Annotated in this window: 13 protein-coding genes, 1 pseudogene and 1 riboswitch; of the genes and pseudogenes, 5 read left to right on the forward strand and 9 right to left on the reverse strand. The window is 67.9% G+C overall.

Annotation, left to right across the window (positions count from 1 at the left end; genetic code table 11):
- Positions 1–87 precede the first annotated feature (87 nt).
- Positions 88–951 carry an acyl-CoA desaturase gene (locus tag VB716_RS00505; protein ID WP_323269448.1) on the forward strand — a complete coding sequence of 288 codons (864 nt, stop codon included), beginning with the start codon at positions 88–90 and terminating at the stop codon, positions 949–951.
- A 30-nt stretch (positions 952–981) separates the two neighbouring features.
- On the opposite strand, the gene VB716_RS00510 is transcribed toward VB716_RS00505, so the two are convergent.
- A complete protein-coding gene (locus tag VB716_RS00510) occupies positions 982–1,791 on the reverse strand; it encodes a hypothetical protein (protein WP_323269442.1) in 810 nt (269 codons plus the stop codon).
- A gap of 58 nt (positions 1,792–1,849) precedes the next feature.
- Between VB716_RS00510 and VB716_RS00515 the strand changes: the two genes are divergently transcribed.
- From VB716_RS00515 to dnaB, 3 genes are all read left to right on the forward strand, one after another.
- Positions 1,850–2,875 carry an acyl-CoA desaturase gene (locus VB716_RS00515; RefSeq protein WP_323269443.1) on the forward strand — a complete coding sequence of 342 codons (1,026 nt, stop codon included), beginning with the start codon at positions 1,850–1,852 and terminating at the stop codon, positions 2,873–2,875.
- A 36-nt stretch (positions 2,876–2,911) separates the two neighbouring features.
- Entirely contained in the window at positions 2,912–3,370 is a 459-nt protein-coding gene (gene rplI, locus VB716_RS00520; RefSeq protein WP_197157652.1) for a 50S ribosomal protein L9, read from the forward strand.
- 115 nt (positions 3,371–3,485) lie between these two features.
- The gene (gene dnaB, locus VB716_RS00525) at positions 3,486–4,892 is read left to right on the forward strand and encodes a replicative DNA helicase (protein ID WP_323246529.1); all 1,407 of its coding nucleotides are present in this window, start codon (positions 3,486–3,488) and stop codon (positions 4,890–4,892) included.
- Between the two features lie 44 nt (positions 4,893–4,936).
- Here the strand turns inward: dnaB and VB716_RS00530 are convergent, their stop codons facing one another.
- The 7 genes from VB716_RS00530 to ruvB all read right to left on the reverse strand — a co-directional run bounded on the left by VB716_RS00530 (position 4,937) and on the right by ruvB (position 11,354).
- On the reverse strand, positions 4,937–5,143 hold the full coding sequence (locus VB716_RS00530; RefSeq protein WP_323269444.1) for a glycosyltransferase family A protein: 207 nt from the start codon (positions 5,141–5,143) through the stop codon (positions 4,937–4,939).
- A 451-nt stretch (positions 5,144–5,594) separates the two neighbouring features.
- Positions 5,595–6,995, reverse strand: coding sequence for a phosphomethylpyrimidine synthase ThiC (gene thiC, locus VB716_RS00535; RefSeq protein WP_323269446.1), 1,401 nt, complete (start codon positions 6,993–6,995; stop codon positions 5,595–5,597).
- Between the two features lie 76 nt (positions 6,996–7,071).
- Positions 7,072–7,187, reverse strand: a riboswitch (TPP riboswitch).
- A 35-nt stretch (positions 7,188–7,222) separates the two neighbouring features.
- Positions 7,223–7,855 carry a HEAT repeat domain-containing protein gene (locus VB716_RS00540; protein ID WP_197157642.1) on the reverse strand — a complete coding sequence of 211 codons (633 nt, stop codon included), beginning with the start codon at positions 7,853–7,855 and terminating at the stop codon, positions 7,223–7,225.
- Positions 7,848–8,081: a DUF3188 domain-containing protein gene (locus VB716_RS00545; protein WP_197157640.1), complete on the reverse strand. Its 234-nt coding sequence runs from the start codon at positions 8,079–8,081 to the stop codon at positions 7,848–7,850. Before VB716_RS00545 ends, VB716_RS00540 begins: the two co-directional genes overlap by 8 nt.
- On the reverse strand, positions 8,078–9,355 hold the full coding sequence (locus VB716_RS00550) for an amidohydrolase (RefSeq protein WP_323269447.1): 1,278 nt from the start codon (positions 9,353–9,355) through the stop codon (positions 8,078–8,080). The genes VB716_RS00545 and VB716_RS00550 overlap by 4 nt, the downstream gene beginning before the upstream one ends.
- 11 nt (positions 9,356–9,366) lie before the next feature.
- Complete coding sequence (locus tag VB716_RS00555; RefSeq protein WP_416238064.1) at positions 9,367–10,209, reverse strand: tetratricopeptide repeat protein; 843 nt, start codon at positions 10,207–10,209, stop codon at positions 9,367–9,369.
- 47 nt (positions 10,210–10,256) lie between these two features.
- Positions 10,257–11,354: a Holliday junction branch migration DNA helicase RuvB gene (gene ruvB / locus VB716_RS00560; protein WP_323246518.1), complete on the reverse strand. Its 1,098-nt coding sequence runs from the start codon at positions 11,352–11,354 to the stop codon at positions 10,257–10,259.
- A 69-nt stretch (positions 11,355–11,423) separates the two neighbouring features.
- Here ruvB and smpB point away from each other — a divergent pair, with 69 nt between their 5' ends.
- Positions 11,424–11,921: an SsrA-binding protein SmpB gene (smpB, locus tag VB716_RS00565; RefSeq protein WP_197157634.1), complete on the forward strand. Its 498-nt coding sequence runs from the start codon at positions 11,424–11,426 to the stop codon at positions 11,919–11,921.
- 19 nt (positions 11,922–11,940) lie between these two features.
- On the opposite strand, the pseudogene VB716_RS00570 reads toward smpB, so the two are convergent.
- Positions 11,941–13,060 (reverse strand): annotated as a pseudogene (locus VB716_RS00570) (serine/threonine protein kinase); the annotation flags it as partial.

A 13,060-nucleotide genomic window follows, 5' to 3' on the forward strand; every position in this document is an offset into this window, starting at 1 on the left:
GGTGGGCCCGTGCGGGTTCACAGTGTTGAGCCCGCCGACGGGGCTGAAGCCCTCAGCACCGCCCATCGCGAGCGCAAGGAGGCCCGCATCCGCGCCGCCCTGGCGGCCCGGCGCCTGCCGCTGCCGCCGCGGCAACGCAAGTTCAAGCTCGGCACCACCGGTTTCATGCTGGCCATCCATGTGGGGGCCGTGTTTGCCCTGCTGCCGCAGTTCTGGAGCTGGCAGGGGCTGGCGGCGCTGGCCTTGCTCTATTGGGTCACGGTGCTGGGCGTCACCCTGGGTCTGCATCGCCTGGTGGCGCACCGCAGCTTCGTGGCGCCCCTCTGGCTGGAGCGCACCCTAGTGCTGATGGGCACCCTGGCCTGCCAGAGCGGCCCGATCGAATGGGTGGGTCTGCATCGCCATCACCACAAGTTCTCCGACCAGCCCAACGACCACCACGACGCCGCCCGCGGCCTCTGGTGGGCCCACAGCGAATGGATGCTGCACGAGATTCCGGCGGTGCAGCACGTGGCCCGCTTCACCGGCGATCTGCAGCGCGATCCCTTCTATCGCTGGCTCGACCGCTGGTTCCTGCTGCTGCAGCTGCCCCTCGGGGCGGCTCTGTATTGGTACGGCGAAAGGGCCGGCGTGCGGGGCGGTGGCCTGGGCCTGGTGCTCTGGGCGATTCCGCTGCGCCTGGTGCTCGTGTATCACGTCACCTGGTTGGTGAACTCGGCCACCCATGCCTTCGGCTATCGCAACTTCGATTGCCCCGATCTGTCGCGCAACTGCTGGTGGGTGGCGCTGCTCAGCTTCGGCGAGGGCTGGCACAACAACCACCACGCCCATCCCCACTCCGCCCGCCACGGCCTGCGCTGGTTCGAGTTCGACATCACCTGGCAGCACATCAGGCTGCTGCGGGCCTTCGGCTGGGCGCGGCGCGTCCGGGTGGCCCACTACCGGGCCTGACGCCCCGGTGCTGCTGAGCTGAGCGTTCCCTCAGGGTTCGCCCGATCCTGTCTCTGCCCCTGGCATCGCCCCGAGTTCCCGCCGGATCGCCGCCGCCAGGTCGAGGGAGTGGCCGTTCATGCCGATCCGTTGCTGCCGGGCCCTGTCACGCAGCAGCTCCAGGAACTGATCGGCACTCAGCTCCTGCTCCCCCGCCACCCCCAGCGCCGCCAGGGTGCGACGCAGATCGGGCAGTTCGGCATCCAGTTCGCTGGCGTTGTAATCGCTCTGGCCGGCCATCACCTCCGCGAAGCGTTCGCGGCGCTGGCGACGGGCCACCGGATAGGCCTCCAGGAGCAGCGTGCGGCACTGCCGCCACGGCTGGCCAGCGGTGAACAGCCCTGCCAGGGCGGCACTGAGGCCGGCGGCCTCGGCATCGGCGATCCGCAGGTCAAAGGCCGGCGGCGGCTGGCGCACGCCCACGAACACCTCCAGCAGCTCCCCGGGGCCAAGCACACCGCCGTGGGGATCGGTAACGGGCTGGGCGGACACCGCCAGCGCTTCCAGGGCTTCGGGGGTGTCCAGCAGCAACTGGCGCAGTTCGGCGGTGAGCGGTTGCCCGGGTGGTTGGGCCGCCAGCCACTGGTTGACGCTGCCGAGGGCGAGAAACACCTCCGGCCCGGGGGAGGCGAGCTTGCCGTTGCGCAGCATCGAGATCTGGGAGTTGTGCACCTTGCCCAGATCGAGGGCCTCGGCCAGGCCCGGCAAGACGCGGTGACTCCAGTCGTTGCGCTCATGCCACACCTTGATCAGATGGGCGAAGGCGGCGCGGCCCGCACCGAGCTTGTCTCGATAGCCCACTTGCTGATCAGGATCCGTATTGCTACCATCTTATCGATTGATCAGGAGCCGGTCCGTTATGACCGCCACAGCTACACGTTCTCCGGTCGCCACGGCTGCCGCCTCTGCTGCCGGTCTGCGCAGCCATCAGGCGGCGTCCGTCGCCGCGGTGGATGCCCTGCAGCGCTCCGCCCGGCTGCGTCGCCCCCGCCGCGGTGAGCCCACCCCGGAAATTCCGAGTGGCCGCAGCTGGGTCACCATCGGCTTCATGGCGACGATCCACGTTCTGGCCCTGGTGGCCCTGTTGCCTCGCTTCTGGAGCGTGCCCGCCGTGGCCTCGCTGGTGGTTCTCTATTGGGTCACCGCCTGCCTGGGCGTGACGATCGGCTACCACCGGCTGCTCAGCCATCGGGCCTTCCGCGTGCCCCAGTGGCTGGAGCGCTTCTTCGCCACCTGTGGCGCCCTCAGCTGCCAGCACGGCCCGATCGACTGGGCGGGTCTGCACCGCCATCACCACAAGTTTTCCGATACGGATGCGGATCATCACAACAGCCACCGTGGCTTCTGGTGGAGCCACATGGGCTGGATGTTCAAGGAGATCCCGGCCATGGGAGCCGTGCCTCGGCTCACGGGTGATCTCGCCGCTGATCCCTACTACCGCTGGCTGAACAACTGGTTCCTGGCCCTGCAGCTCCCCCTGGCCGGCCTGCTGTTCTGGATCGGCACCGTCACCGGTGCCGGCGGCTGGGCCCTGGTGCTCTGGGGCATCCCCCTGCGTCTGGTGCTCGTCTATCACGCCACCTGGCTGGTCAATTCCGCCACCCATTGCTGGGGTCGCGTCAGCCATGCCAGCGGCGATGCCTCCCGCAACAACCCCTGGGTGGCGGCGCTCACCTTCGGCGAGGGCTGGCACAACAACCACCATGCCTTCCCCCATTCGGCCCGCCAGGGTCTGGAGCCCGGTCAGATCGATCTCACCTGGGAGCACATCCGCCTGATGCGGGCCCTGGGACTGGCCACCAAGGTGCGGCTGCCCAAGGCGGCCCTCGGCGGCCCCACCCTGGCGGATGCCCAGGAGCGGGGTGCGGTCGGTGGCGTAGGTTGAGCAATCGGTTTTCGTCAGAGCGTCGGTTTCGAATCCATGGCCAAGCGCGTACAAGTCGTACTGAACGAGGACGTCCTCAGCCTGGGCAAGGACGGCGATCTCGTGGATGTGGCCCCCGGCTACGCCCGTAACTTCCTCCTTCCCACCGGCAAGGCCATCCCCGTGACTCCCGCGGTGATGCGTCAGGTGGAGGCCCGCCGGGCCAAGGAGGCCGAGCGCCAGGCCGCCCTCAAGGCCGAGGCGGAAGCCTTCCGTACCGCCCTGGCCACGATCGGCCGCTTCACGATCAAGAAGCAGGCCGGCAACGACGATGTGATCTTCGGCACGGTGACCAACGGCGATGTGGCCGAGGCCATCGAAGCCGCCACCAAGAAAGAGGTGGACCGCCGCCACATCCTGGTGCCCGAGATCCATCGCACCGGCTCCTACAAGGTGCAGGTGAAGCTCCACCACGACGTCACCGCCGAGCTCAATCTCGAAGTGGTCAGCTACTGATCGCTGCGGCGACCATGGCTGCCGCCAACGTCACGCCGTCGGGGCCTTCGGGCCTTGACGGCGTTGTGGTGTGGGCCGTCTACGGTGCTGTTGTCACACCCTCCCATTGCCGCCGATGGTGAGCGCGCCTCCGATTCCCAGCGATGCGGCCGATCCTGGCCCGCGCCGCCGCGCCCGGGCCGCCGCAGAGGCGAGCTTCGAGGCGCTGCCCGATTCGGTGCCACCCCAGAACCTGGAGGCCGAGGAAGCCGTTCTGGGCGGCATTTTGCTCGATCCCGATGCGATCGGCCGCATCGCTGACGTGGTGCAGCCGGAGGCGTTCTACCTGGGTGCCCATCGCGAGATCTACCGCACCGCCCTGATGCTGCACAGCCAGGGCAAGCCCACCGACCTCACCGCCATGGCGGCCTGGCTGGCGGACACAGGCCACCTGGAGAAGGTGGGCGGCAGCGGACGGCTGGTGGAGCTGGTGGAGCGCACCCTCTCCACCGCCTCGATCGACCAGGTGGCACGCCTGGTGATGGACAAGTACCTGCGCCGCCAGCTGATCAAGTCGGGAAATGAGGTGATCCGGCTCGGCTTCGAACAGAGCAAGCCGATGGAGCAGGTGCTCGATGAGGCTGAGCAGAAGATCTTCGCGATCAGCCAGCAGAAACCCAGCGCCGGCCTCACCCCCACCGCCGAGATCCTCACCAGCACCTTCAACGAGATCGAGAGCCGCTCCCTGGGCACGGCCGTGGCCGGTATCCCGGTCAACTTCTACGACCTCGACGCCATGACCCAGGGGCTGCAGCGCAGTGACCTGATCATCGTGGCCGGCCGCCCCGCCATGGGCAAGACCGCCATCACCCTGAATCTGGCCAAGAACGTGGCCCAGCTCCACAACTTGCCGGTGTGCGTGTTCTCGCTGGAGATGAGCAAGGAGCAGCTCACCTACCGGCTGCTGGCCATGGAGGTGGGCATCGAGAGCGGTCGTCTGCGCACCGGCCGCCTGCAGCAGGAGGAGTGGCCGCTCTTGGGGCAGGGCATCAACACCCTGGGCCAGATGCCGATCTTCATCGACGACAAGCCCAATGCCGGCGTGCTCGAGATGCGTTCCCTCTGCCGCCGTTTGATGGCCGAGAGCGGCAAGGAGCTGGGTCTTGTGGTGATCGACTACCTCCAGCTGATGGAGGGATCGGGTTCCGATAACCGCGTCCAGGAACTCTCCCGTATCACCCGCGGCCTCAAGCAGATGGCCCGCGAGCTCAACGTGCCTGTGGTGGCCCTCTCCCAGCTCAGCCGTGGGGTGGAGTCTCGCACCAACAAGCGGCCGATGCTCAGCGATCTGCGGGAATCGGGCTCGATCGAGCAGGACGCCGACCTGGTGCTGATGATCTACCGCGACGAGTACTACAACCCCGATACGCCCGATCGTGGCATCACCGAAGTGATTGTGACCAAGCACCGCAACGGGCCGGTGGGAACGGTGAAGCTGCTGTTCGAGCCGCAGTTCACCCGCTTCCGCAATCTGGCGGCCTGATTCAGTTGCATGTGCTGGTGCGTCTGCTGGTGTGCCGCTGCGAATCAGGTCGCCAGATTCACCACGATGATCTCGCCGCTGCAGAATCCATGGCTGAGATTGCGCACCTGGCCCAACGGCAGCCTCTGCTTCAGTCGCTCATAGCGAATCGTGAGACCCTGGTGGGGATCCGGCTGAAAAGCTTGTGTGCTGTCGTCGCTGTTGTCTACGATCACCCATTCCAGCAGTTCGCGAGGATAGGTCTGTGTCAAGATCTGCTGCTGCAAGAGCGGCAGCAGTCCGGCAGGACCATGCGTGACCGTGCAGAGACTCACGCGTGGAAGCTGCACTGGATGCTGCGCGGCAGACTGATTCACCTGTCACTTTGGTAGACGACGTGATTCGTGGCTGGTTGCCATCGATAGGGGATTAGCGCATGTATTGGAGGGTTGGAGATTGACAGTCGTCGAAAATGTGTTCTGGTCTTGGACAAAAAAGCAATGGCGTACATATGCTCCTGCTTTCTGCCAGGCTGACCAGTCTCTCGGCACAGGCTCGCGCCCGCGACGAGCCTGTGCAACTGGAGAAAGACCTCAGCGACACCAGGCTCGGTGCCTGCAGCCGCGAGCGTGACCTGCGTCCTTGGACGGTGATCGATGCAGGCGTCACACAGCCAAGCAGGCAGCCCCACGCGAGCGAACCAGCCAGCCGTTGAAGAGCGACTCAGACCGAAACGGTGATCCCGGCCTGATTCTGCTGCTCAGACTGTTGTTCAGCCAGCACCTCAGCCAGACCCTCCAGATCCGCATCGGTGATCTTGGTCTGCATCGGGCAATGCTTGGGTCCACACATCGAGCAGAATTCAGCCTGCTTGTAGATATCGGCCGGCAGGGTTTCGTCGTGGTACTCGCGGGCCCGTTCCGGATCCAGCGAAAGATCGAACTGCCTGTTCCAGTCGAAGGCGTAGCGGGCCCGGCTGAGTTCGTCGTCGCGGTCGCGGGCACCGGGGCGATGGCGGGCGATATCGGCGGCGTGGGCGGCGATCTTGTAGGCGACCAGGCCATTGCGCACGTCTTCCGGGTTGGGCAGACCCAGGTGCTCCTTGGGCGTCACGTAGCAGAGCATGGCCGTGCCATACCAGCCGGCCATGGCCGCGCCGATGGCGCTGGTGATGTGGTCGTAACCAGGGGCGATATCGGTCACCAAGGGACCGAGCACGTAAAAGGGTGCCTCGGAACAGTCCTCCATCTGCTTGCGGACGTTGAACTCGATCTGGTCCATGGGCACATGACCCGGACCCTCCACCATCACCTGGATGTCGTGGGCCCAGGCGCGGCGGGTGAGTTCTCCGAGGGTCTTGAGTTCGGCCAGCTGGGCCTCATCGGAGGCATCGTGCAGGCAGCCGGGCCGCAGGGAATCACCGAGCGAGAAGCTGCAGTCGTAGCGTTTGAAGATCTCGCAGATGTCGTCGAAGCGGGTGAACAGCGGATTCTGCTTGTGGTGGTAAAGCATCCACTGGGCCAGGATGCCACCGCCGCGGCTCACGATGCCGGTGAGGCGTCCCTTCACCTTGGGCAGATGCTCAATCAGCAGACCGGCGTGGATGGTCTGGTAGTCAACCCCCTGCTGGCAGTGCTTTTCAATGATGTGGAGGAAATCATCTTCCGAGAGCTTCTCGATCGAGCCGTGCACACTCTCGAGAGCCTGATAGACGGGCACCGTGCCGATCGGCACCGGCGACGCCTGGATAATCGCCGTGCGCACCTCATCCAGGTTGACGCCACCGGTGGAGAGATCCATCACGGTATCGGCGCCATACTTCACCGCCAGCTCGAGCTTCTTCAGCTCTTCGCTCACATCACTGGCATTGGGGGAAGCACCGATGTTGGCGTTCACCTTGCACTTGCTGGCGATGCCGATCGCCATCGGCTCCAGATTCTCGTGGTTGATGTTGGCGGGGATGATCATGCGACCCCGCGCCACCTCCTCCATCACCAGTGATTCGGGCAGGTTTTCCCGCTGGGCCACAAAGGCCATTTCCTCGGTAACCACACCCTGACGGGCGTAGTGCATCTGGCTCACATTGGCGTGACCACGACGCTTCTCAATCCAGGCGCTGCGCATGAGGGGGCGGGCAAAGGTGGACAACATCCCAGCGGACCGATGCAGAACAACGGACACGGACGGATTGGGGCGCAGCTGGAGTTCGTTCTCACTTCCCTGCGCCGGCATGACCCGGATCAGGTTCGGAGGGTGTGATCTCAGCCCTGGGCAGACAGCCGGGAAGGCGTTTGCCGGGCACCCCTAGTGACTTTGGAAACCTAGCAAGGCTGAAACGAAGAGGAGGCTGATCAGCTGCCCTGCAGACCGTTGAGAGCCGCCGCGACGACGCGATGGTCGGGGTCCTGCTGCAGTTCCACCAGCAGACGACGGGCCACGTCGCTGGACGGTGCCGCTGCGGAGGCCGGTGCCAGGGACGATGGCAGACCCGGCTTCTGTACCAGCCGTCCGAGGATCTCGGCACCCCCCACCCGCACGGTGCCGTCGCCATCGGCGATCGCCAGCTGGGCAAGATCGAGCAGCCAGGCATCCGGCATCTCCGGATGTTCGGCCAGGGCCGAGAGGATGCTGCAGCGCACCAGCCACTGGTGATCCACCACAAAAGCCTGGCGCACAAGAGGCCAGGCCTCAACATGGCCATAGCTCACCAGGGAATTGGCGGCTTCGGCGCGCACGTTGGCGTCCTCATCGTGCTGAAGGGCCTGCACCAGGGCCTGGCGGGCGGCATCGCTGCGTTTGACCCCCAGGCCGGCGCAACTGAGCGAGCGGATCATGAAGGTGGTCTGTTCCAGACCCAGCAGCAGCAGGGGAATGGCCTGCTCCGCCGGCACCTGCCTCAGTCCCGCCAGTGCGGGCATGGCCCGGCTGGGATCGCCGGAGGCGATTGCCTGGCGCAGGGCATCAAGATCGATCGACTCAGCCATTGTCCTGTCTTAGGTCACCCAGGAGCTGGGCGCGACGTCGGCGGCGGCCCACCAGGCTGGAGGCCTGCAGCCCCACCCCGATCAACAGGGCCGGAATCGCCTGCATCCGGTCAGCCCCCTGGCGCAGCAGCAGCGCCACCAGGGCCAGCAGGATCAGCAGAAGCGACGACAGCGCCAGCAACGGGCGGACTGTTCGAGCCGGCGAGCCGGCGGGAGGAAGCGTCATGCCAACGGGCCGGCACTGGCCTGGCGCTCCATCCAGCGCAGCAGGCTGAGGGTGAGCACCTTCACCCCGACCGCCAGGGCTGCTTCATCCGGCGCGAAGGTGTTGCTGTGCAGGGGCGTGCAACCCGTGGCACCGGCCACCCCGAGGCGGAACATGGTGCCGCGGGTGCCCTGCTGCAGCTCGGCAAAATCCTCCGCCCCCAGCGAGGGCTGCTCCAGCCAGCGCACCTGATCGCGTCCCAGCAGTTCGGTGGCGGCCTCCGCCACCAGCTCGGTGAGTTCCGGATCGTTGTGCACCGGCGGTGAGATGCAGCGGTAGCGCACCCGGGCTTCGCCGCCATGGCCCCGGCAGAGGGCCTGGACCGTGTCCTCGATCCAGCCAGGCAGCTGGGAATGGAGCTCCAGATCCAGGCAGCGCACGGTGCCGAGCAGACGCACGTGATCGGCGATCACGTTGAAGGCCTTGCCCCCCTCGATCCGGCCGAAGCTCACCACCACGGGATGGAGTGCATCGAGCCGCCGGCTGATCGCCTCCTGCAGACCACTCACCACCCGCGCCGCGATCCAGATGGCATCGGTGGACTGGTGCGGGCGGGCGCCATGACCTCCTTCGCCGAGCACCTCCACCTCCAGCTCGCCGGCTGCGGCGGTGAGGCTGCCGCAGCGCACCCCGATCGAACCCACCGCCAGGCTGGGGAACACGTGCACACCGAACAGGGCCTGTACCCCCTCCATGGCGCCATCGGCCCGCATCCAGGCTGCACCCTGGGCCGTCTCTTCGGCGGGCTGGAACAGCAGCCGCACCCGCGCCGTCAGCAGCCCGGCAAGGGGAGCAAGCACGTGCGCCACCCCCAGTCCCACGGCGGTGTGCAGATCGTGGCCGCAGGCATGCATCAGCCCCTGGCGGGTGGAGGCGTAGTCGAGGCCGGTGCGCTCCTCCACCGGCAGGGCATCCATGTCGACCCGCAGGGCCACCAGGGGCACGTCCGGCCCCTCAGGCCCCAGTTCGGCCAGCACGCCGGTGCGGCCCACCCCCTCACGTACCCGCCAGCCCCAGCGACGCAGCTCGCCGGCCACCAGGGCAGCGGTCTGATGCTCATGGCCGCTGAGCTCGGGATGGCGGTGGATGTGGCGGCGCAGCTGAATCAGCTCCGGCAAGACCTCGGCCAGGCTGGCCTCGAGGCCGAGACGCTGCCAGTCGGCCAGCGGATGGGCACCGCAACCGGGCGCCGCGGCTCGGGGGGTGTCGGATCCGGTGGCGAGGGGCAGGGGCATCGAGGGGATTGTCAGGAGGCCAGAGCCAGGAACTGGGCCAGAGCCTGCACGGGCACGGGTGGCCAGCGCCGTATCCGCAACACCCATTCTTCCTGGCGATAGCGCGGATCGAGACCGGAGGCCGCCGCCCAGTTGCTCTCGGCTTCCCCCTGAGCCCCCTGCCGCCAGAGCAGGGCGGTGAGACCGGCGCGGGCATCGGCGAACAGGGGGTAACGGCGGATCAGCTGGCGGAACTGGCGTTCGGCGGCCTCGAGATCCCCCAGCTGGAAAGCGGCCAGGGCAGCACTGGAGCGAGCCATGGCGAAACCGGGACGGGCCAGGTCAGCCGCGTCATAGCAGCGTCGCGCCTCGGTCCAGTCGCCCTGGGAGCCGCGCACGTTGCCGAGGTTGTAGAGCGCCGAGGCGTCAGCGGGATCCCGCTCCAGGATCCAGGTGTAGTCGGCGGCGGCGGCCTGCCAGCGCTGCAGTGCCTCCTCGGCCGTTCCCCGGTTGAGGTGGGGATCGGGGTTGAGCGGATCGAGCGCCATGGCGCGGCCCTGGTCTTCGATGGCGCCCTCGGGGTCGCCCAGGGCCAGCCGCACATTGCCGCGGTTGCTCCAGGCCGCGGCCTGGCTGGGGTCCTGTTCCAGCACACCATCCCAGAGAATCAGGGCTTCGCTGAAGCGGCCGTCGCGGCTGGCGGCCAGGGCCTGCTCGAACTGCTTGGGCAGGCTCACGCCAGGCCTGGCTGAGATCGGAGCGGCAGCGAGGGCCGGCAGGGGTAGCAGCAGGATCAGGGCCAGCGCCACCGCCAGGATCAGCAGAGCCGCGGCCAGATGACGCCCAGCCCCGCCCGGGGTCGCCGGTGACGGCATGGCGGAGTCGGTGGTGTCCGTGGCGTCGGTGGCCACAGTGGCGTCAGTCATCGCGGCCCCTCCGCGCCGAGCTGGGCCGCGCCAGGGCCAGAGCCGGCCGCGGCGAGATGGGCACGACCCGCCTCGGTCACCACCCGACCCCGTGGGGTGCGCTGCAGAAAACCCAGCTGCAGCAGGTAGGGCTCCACCACCGCTTCCAGGGTGGTGGGGTCTTCACCGAGGCCCGCCGCCAGGGTGTCGAGCCCCACCGGCCCGCCTCCATACCCCTCCAGCAGCAGGCCGAGCAGGCGCCGGTCGCTGGCATCGAGACCGCGCCCATCGACCCGATGCAGCCGCAGAGCCTGATCCACCAGGGTCGCGTTGATGCGGCCATGACCCGCCACCTCCGCCACGTCGCGCACACGGCGCAGCAGCCGGTTGGCGATGCGGGGCGTGCCCCTGCAGCGACGCGCCACCTCGAGCGCGGCTTCCGGCTCCAGCGCGATCGCCAGCAGCCCCGCCGCCCGCTGCACGATCGCCTGCAGATCGGGCAGGTCGTAGAACTCGAGCCGCTGGATCAGGCCGAAACGGTCCCGCAGGGGTGAACTCAGGGCGCCGGCTCTGGTGGTGGCCCCCACCAGGGTGAACGGCGCCACCGGCAGGCTGCGGGTGCGGGCCATGGCGCCCTTGCCCACGGTGAGATCCAGGCGGAAGTCTTCCATCGCCGGGTAGAGGATTTCCTCCGCCACCCGGTTGAGCCGGTGGATTTCGTCGATGAACAGCAGATCGTGGGGCTGAAGGTTGACCAGCAGCCCCACGATGTCGCGCGGGCGCTCCAGGGCAGGGGCGCTGGTGATCCGGCAGCGCACGCCCAATTCCTCGGCCAGCACCAGGGCCATGGTGGTCTTGCCCAGGCCCGGCGGGCCATGCAGCAGCACGTGATCGAGGGCCTCCTGGCGGCTGCGGGTGGCCTCCACCGCGATGCCGAGCACCTGCTTGAGTTCGTGCTGGCCGATGTAATCGGCCAGGCGTTTCGGCCGCAGCCCGTCTTCCCGCAGCACTGGAGCGGTCTGTTCACCCGTGTCGGGGGCGGCTGGATCGACCAGCCGGGCGGCGACACTGCCCCGGCGGGGAGCCGCACCTGCGCCGGAGGAGACGATCGCCATGGTTGGAGGGTACCGGCCGCTGCCTAGGGTCGGGGGGTAGGCGATACCCAACGGACAGGCGGCAGGGAGATGGCGAAGGGCGGAGGAAAGAAAGCCGCCAAGGCACGGCGCGATGCCGCCAACCGGCTGCTGGCCGACAACCGCTTTGCCCGGCACCAGTACGAGATCCTCGAAACCCTCGAATGCGGCATCGAGCTGCTGGGCACCGAGGTGAAATCGGTGCGGGCGGGCCAGGCGAATCTGCGCGATGGCTTCTGCCTGATCCGCAGCGGCGAGATCCAGCTGCACAACGTCCACATCTCGCCCCATAGCCACGCCGGCCGCTACTTCAACCACGAACCGTTGCGGGTGCGGCGGCTGCTGGCCCACCGGCGCGAAATCGACAAGCTGCGCAGTGCCCTCGACCAGAAGGGCCTCACCCTGATCCCTCTTAATTTGCATCTGAAGGGCTCATGGATCAAGGTGACCCTCGGCCTCGGCAAGGGCCGCAAGCTGCACGACAAGCGCCACGAAGAGAAGAGCAAGCAGGAGGCCAAAGAGGCCCGGGCGGCCATCGCCCGCCTCTGATCAGCACCAGCCCCTGGGCTCAGGGGGTGTCGGTGGGCGGCGGTGGTGGCTGGATCGGGGCTGTGGATGGAACCGTGGGACGGATGGGGGCCGCAGAGCCGGGTGTCGGGGATGGGGTGGAGCTCTGCTCCTGAGGCGCGCCAGGGATGCGTGTCTCGGGTGGCTCGGCCTCGGGAACGGCGTTCTGGGGCTCTGGTTCCGGCTCCTGGGGGGGTGGCGGATCAGCTCGCAGCGACAGGGTGATCTGGGCCGGCGCCAGCCCCTCGTTCGTGACCAGCAACTGCACGGGCGAGCGGGCCTGCGCCGGCAGACTCACCACGCGCAAAGGACCACTGGCCTCGAGCACACTGCCATCGGCGGCGAATACGGTCATCTGCATCAGGGGTGAGCCGTTCACGCCAAGCACCAGGCGGTGGTTGGCGGGGAGCTGAATCGGAAACAGACGGGCACCACCGGCGTCCACATCGGCCGAGAGGGCCTGAACGTCCTGGGATCGGGTCTTGATCGGCTCGATCCGCATGCCGGCCAGGCCCTGCTCCGCAGCGGCGTACCAGAGCTGGCGGAAGGGCTCCGGCGGAATCTCGGTGCCGATGCGACCGGGCAGCAGGTTCTGGGCGCTGCCGGAGACGAGCTGGCGCAGCACGGCGGAACTGAGGCCCTGCCCCACCAGAGCCTGCTGCCGCTGCTCCCAGTCGGCCTGGCTGTAGGTGCCGAGGCGGCGACGCACCGCCAGTGGCAACTGCTCTACCCGTGCCAGCCATTCTTCGGCCAGTTCGTTCCACACCTTGCGCAGCGGCGCGTCTTCGCTGGAATCGCTGGGCAGCCGTCCGCGCCGCTCCGGGAACTGGGCCAGCAGGCTGGCATCCACGAGCCGCAGGAACCAGGGCCGATCCACCTGCATGGCCCGCAACCGATTGAGCAGCTGCTGACGTTGGTCCACCTCCTCGGGGGGCAGGCTCTCGCCGGCGGCCAGACTCGCCTCCGGGATCCTGGGGGCGGCCGTGCGGCCGCGGCTCAGCCACCACCAACCGCCGGCCGTGCCCACGATGGCCGAGAACACCAGGGCCAGCACCACCGGCCAGACGCCGTTCTCGGCCTCCTCCTCCTTGGCCTCCTGGCGGCTGCGCCGCGGGGCCGCC

It is taken from the genome of Synechococcus sp. CCY9201 (assembly GCF_034931105.1).
Taxonomy (GTDB): Bacteria; Cyanobacteriota; Cyanobacteriia; order PCC-6307; family Cyanobiaceae; genus CBW1002.